The sequence below is a fragment of the Raoultella sp. genome (assembly GCF_039594335.1).
In the GTDB taxonomy this organism is placed as follows: domain Bacteria; phylum Pseudomonadota; class Gammaproteobacteria; order Enterobacterales; family Enterobacteriaceae; genus Klebsiella.
Genome location: NZ_JBCNNS010000219.1, coordinates 1 through 4,607, shown reverse-complemented (window position 1 = coordinate 4,607; position 4,607 = coordinate 1). Strand labels below are relative to the sequence as shown.

General features: G+C 57.0%; 5 protein-coding genes. 2 read left to right on the top strand and 3 right to left on the bottom strand.

Annotated features, from left to right (window positions below; genetic code table 11):
* From parC to ACZAHD_RS21740, 3 genes are all read right to left on the bottom strand, one after another.
* Positions 1-1,565, bottom strand: a 1,565-nt coding sequence (parC, locus tag ACZAHD_RS21750; RefSeq protein ID WP_462458592.1) for a DNA topoisomerase IV subunit A, incomplete at its 3' end; no start/stop codon positions are given.
* Between the two features lie 121 nt (positions 1,566-1,686).
* Positions 1,687-2,556, bottom strand: coding sequence for an AraC family transcriptional regulator (locus ACZAHD_RS21745; RefSeq protein ID WP_462458591.1), 870 nt, complete (start codon positions 2,554-2,556; stop codon positions 1,687-1,689).
* A gap of 72 nt (positions 2,557-2,628) precedes the next feature.
* Positions 2,629-3,036, bottom strand: coding sequence for a YgiW/YdeI family stress tolerance OB fold protein (locus ACZAHD_RS21740; protein ID WP_462458590.1), 408 nt, complete (start codon positions 3,034-3,036; stop codon positions 2,629-2,631).
* Positions 3,037-3,187: 151 nt separating this feature from the next.
* Here ACZAHD_RS21740 and qseB point away from each other — a divergent pair, with 151 nt between their 5' ends.
* Both qseB and ACZAHD_RS21730 read left to right on the top strand, forming a co-directional pair.
* Entirely contained in the window at positions 3,188-3,847 is a 660-nt protein-coding gene (qseB, locus tag ACZAHD_RS21735; RefSeq protein ID WP_462458589.1) for a quorum sensing response regulator transcription factor QseB, read from the top strand.
* Positions 3,844-4,607 (top strand): sensor histidine kinase family protein (locus ACZAHD_RS21730; protein ID WP_462458588.1); only part of this gene is annotated, 764 nt, incomplete at its 3' end. The genes qseB and ACZAHD_RS21730, both read left to right, overlap by 4 nt.

Sequence of the window (4,607 nt, the reverse complement as noted above, 5' to 3'; positions counted from 1 at the left end):
CCCTGCGCGTCAATATCGTGGCCTTTGGCGCTCCGCACCCAGCCCATTTGCGACAACACAATGGTCACCGGTTCAGACGGCAGCATATCGTGCTCGCTCATCGCTTTTGCTTCTTCGCGCTCGCACAGCGGTGAACGACGATCGTCGCCAAAGGTCTCGGCGTCGGCCTGCAACTCTTTCTTCAGCAGATTGTTCATCTTCCGTTCAGAGGCCAGAATGGCCTGCAGCTGATCGCGCTCTTTTTCCAGATCGCTCTGCTCGCCGCGGATCTTCATCTCTTCCAGTCGAGCGAGGTGACGCAATTTCAGCTCAAGGATCGCTTCCGCCTGGGTTTCGCTGATGCCAAAACGCGATATCAGGGCCGGCTTCGGCTCATCCTCCTGGCGGATAATTTCAATCACTTCATCGATGTTGAGGAAAGCGACCAGCAAACCTTCAAGGATGTGCAGGCGCTTGAGCACTTTCTCCAGACGGTAGTTCAGACGGCGACGCACGGTATCGCGGCGGAAGGTCAGCCACTCCGCCAGAATCTCCAGCAGGTTTTTTACCGCCGGACGGTTGTCGAGGCCGATCATGTTCAGGTTGATGCGATAGCTTTTTTCAAGATCGGTGGTCGCGAACAGATGATTCATCACCTGTTCCATATCCACGCGATTCGAACGCGGGACGATCACCAGACGAGTCGGGTTTTCGTGGTCCGACTCATCGCGCAGATCGTCAACCATCGGCAGCTTTTTGTTACGCATCTGAGCGGCAATTTGTTCCAGCACGCGGGCGCCGGAAACCTGATGCGGTAACGCCGTAATCACTACCGCGCCGTCCTCTTTCTTCCATATCGCGCGCATCCGCACCGAACCACGACCGTTCTGGTAGATTTTGCGGATCTCCGCACGTGGAGTAATGATTTCGGCTTCGGTCGGGTAGTCTGGTCCGTGAACGATATCCAACAGCTCGTCGAGCGAGGTCTGCGGTTTTTCGATCAGGGTAATCGCCGCCTGCGCCACTTCGCGCAGGTTGTGCGGCGGAATATCGGTTGCCATACCGACGGCAATGCCCGTCGTGCCGTTCAGCAGGATGTTCGGCAGACGCGCAGGCAGCATTTTCGGCTCCTGCATCGTCCCGTCGAAGTTCGGTACCCAGTCGACGGTTCCCTGTCCCAGTTCGCCCAGCAGCAGTTCCGCATACTTCGACAAACGGGATTCGGTATAACGCATCGCGGCGAAGGATTTCGGATCGTCCGGCGCCCCCCAGTTCCCCTGCCCATCCACCAGCGGGTAGCGATAGGAGAATGGCTGCGCCATCAGTACCATAGCTTCATAGCATGCGCTATCGCCGTGCGGGTGATATTTACCCAGCACATCACCCACGGTGCGGGCGGACTTTTTGAACTTCGCGCTGGCGTTCAGCCCCAGCTCAGACATCGCGTAAACGATGCGACGCTGTACCGGCTTCAGACCATCGCCAATAAACGGCAACGCCCTGTCCATGATGACGTACATGGAATAGTTCAGGTAAGCATTTTCCGTAAATTCATGCAGCGCAAGGCGCTCTGCCATATCGCTCATTAATCGTGAACCCTCAATCTGCGTACCGACCGTGCGGACGGCAAAACTACCCGCGATAATACCCGATCTCACGCCCTGAGTCACAGGCCATGAGATCGGCTGAGGATTCCGTTAGCGCTAATCAGCGCAACGGCAGATAAATATCAGTCTGGAGCTCGTGTTCGCCAACTTCATGCACGAAGTTGAGGTAACGGAAAAACAGCGGAAAATCGCGTAGCGTTTCACCCGACGTCGGTAGCCAGTCGCGGTAGAGAGACCAGACGCTTTGCGCGAGCGTATCCAGAGAGCCGTGGTGACGCGCCAGCGCGCATCGCCCACCCGGAATAGCACCATTCACCACGCCAAAGGCGTTTTCCGCTATCGGTTCACTGACCGACCCGCAGATATCAAAACGAAAATCGTCAGCGGGAGTGGTCGCGGGATCGTCCCACGACACGCCCCAGGTCGCGCAGGTGGCGACCGGAGATAACCCACTCGCCTTGCGCCAGGCGATAAACTGCGCCGCCGTAGCATTGACCAAATCAGGACTGCCGCGGTGGCGCAACATCGCCACCTGGGTGTCAGGAAACTGGACTATTTTAACCGCCATCGGATGTTGCTCCTGTAATGTATGTTTCGGTACGCGTCGATGCCACTCCTGCCAGTCCGGCTGTTGACGGAACTGGCTGGGGCTTTGAGCGAACGCGGCACGGAAGGCACGACTGAACGATTCCGGATTCTGAAAACCGGCATCAAGGGCAATATCGATGATTTTATCCTGCGGCTTGAACGCCAGTCGCCAGCAGGCGCGGCGCAGACGTAGCCACTGGATATAGCGATACAGCGGTACGCCGCTACAGGCAGTGAATTGCCGGTGAAAGTGATACGGCGAGCTATGCGCGATCGCGCTCAGCGTCTCCAGCGACAGGGGTTCATCCAGATGACGCTCAATGTATAAACACACGCGCTGAAAACGCCCGACGTACGTCGGGCTCATCCTGGTCTCGTTCATCGTCTCCTCCTCCAGACATACTCTGGCAGAACGAGGATAGTGATTCCTGACCGATCTTGCGCGATGTCGTGCTTATGGCGCGACTTTAGTTATTTGCTTCACATCGATTTCGACCGAGTTCCAGTCTTTGTCGACTTCCCCCTGGATCTCGACGGTGTCCTGCGGCGTGATGGTCAGGCCGTTCCAGCGCTTATGGTCGATATCCACGTTCACCGTTCCGGAGGCGTCCTGGAATTTATACAGATCGTCGGAAAGCCGCTGCACGATTTTACCGCGCAGAGTCACCCAGGTGTCATCACGCAACGATTTGGCGTTTTCCACCGTCGTTACGCTCCCGCTCGGGCCAATAAAACCCTCTTTATGCGTAGACGTCTGGCTGGTTTGCGTCGCGCCAGGCCCGCTAAAACCACCTTGTTCAGCAGCCAGCACCGGCATAGAAATTAAAGCGACGATCGCGGTCATTGCAGCCATTTTCTTCATAAGATGTCCTCCCTTGTCTGATGATATGACCCTGATTACATCAGGCAAAACTTAACGACTTCTTAAGCACAAAAAAGAAATTTTATTTCTGTACAGCACCTGCCGCAACGCGGTTTACTGCGCGTACTCATGACAGCCACAGGAGCGGCCAATGCGCATTTTAGTGGTGGAAGACGATAAGCTCATCGGCGATGGCATTAAAGTCGGGCTGACGAAAATGGGCTTCAGCATCGACTGGTTTACCCGCGGTGAAGAGGGCAAAGCCGCACTCTATACGGCGCCCTATGACGCGGCGATCCTCGACCTGACGCTGCCCGGTATTGACGGGCTGGATATCCTGCGCGAATGGCGCAATCAGGGCCGCCACGAACCGGTACTGATCCTCACGGCCCGCGATGCGCTCAGCCAGCGGGTTGAAGGGCTGCGCCTCGGTGCCGATGACTATCTGTGTAAACCTTTCGCGCTGATCGAAGTTGCCGCCCGGCTGGAAGCCCTGATTCGTCGTGCCCACGGCCAGAGCAGCAGCGAACTGCGCCATGGCCACGTTGCGCTCGATCCCATTGGCCTGACCGTGACGGTGAACGGCAACAACCTGGTGCTGAAGCCAAAAGAGTTCGCCTTGCTGGAACTGCTGATGCGCAATGCCGGGCGCGTTCTGCCACGTAAGCTCATTGAAGAGAAACTCTATACCTGGGATGACGATGTCTCCAGCAACGCGGTCGAGGTGCATGTGCATCATCTGCGCCGCAAACTCGGCAGCGAATTTATTCGTACCGTTCACGGTATCGGCTATACCCTCGGTGAGGCATGAAACGACTAAGCCTGCGCGTCCGCCTGACGCTCCTTTTTTTCCTGCTGACCAGCGTGGCCTGGGGCATTGCCTGTTTTATTGCCTGGCAACAAACCACGGAAAAGCTGGATAAGCTCTTTGATACCCAACAGCTGCTGTTTGCCCGCCGACTGAGCGCCATGAATTTCGACGAACTGCACACGCTCACCGCGCCGGCGCGGACAAAAAAGAAGATCAAACACGGCCATCTCGATGACGATGCGCTGGCGTTCACGATTTTCACAGCCGACGGCAAGCGTCTGCTTCACGACGGCGAGAATGGTCAGGACATCCCGTGGCAAAACCGTCGGGAAGGGTTCAGCGATGGCTATCTGAATAACGATGATGATGAATGGCGCTTCCTGCAGTTAACCACCGGCGATGGCCGCTACCGTATTGTTGTGGGTCAGGAGTGGGAATACCGGCGGGAAATGGCGCTGGATATCGTCACCTCCCAGTTGACCCCCTGGCTGGTGGCGCTGCCACTGATGTTCCTGCTGCTGATTGTACTGCTGAGTCGGGAGCTGGCGCCATTAAAACAGCTGGTCAGAACGCTGCGTCTGCGCGCGCCGGACTCAGCCGAATCGCTGAACGTCGACAAGGTGCCCAGTGAAGTCCGGCCGCTGGTCGATGCCCTGAATCAACTGTTTGCCCGGACGCATGACACCATGATACGCGAGCGCCGATTTACCTCCGATGCCGCGCACGAGCTACGTAGCCCGCTTGCGGCACTGAAGGTGCA

Coding starts and splice junctions, on each gene's coding strand:
- ACZAHD_RS21745 (WP_462458591.1), bottom strand. CDS start 2,556: ATGAACGAGACCAGGATGAGCCCGACGTACGTCGGGCGTTTTCAGCGC.
- qseB (WP_462458589.1), top strand. CDS start 3,188: ATGCGCATTTTAGTGGTGGAAGACGATAAGCTCATCGGCGATGGCATT.
- ACZAHD_RS21740 (WP_462458590.1), bottom strand. CDS start 3,036: ATGAAGAAAATGGCTGCAATGACCGCGATCGTCGCTTTAATTTCTATG.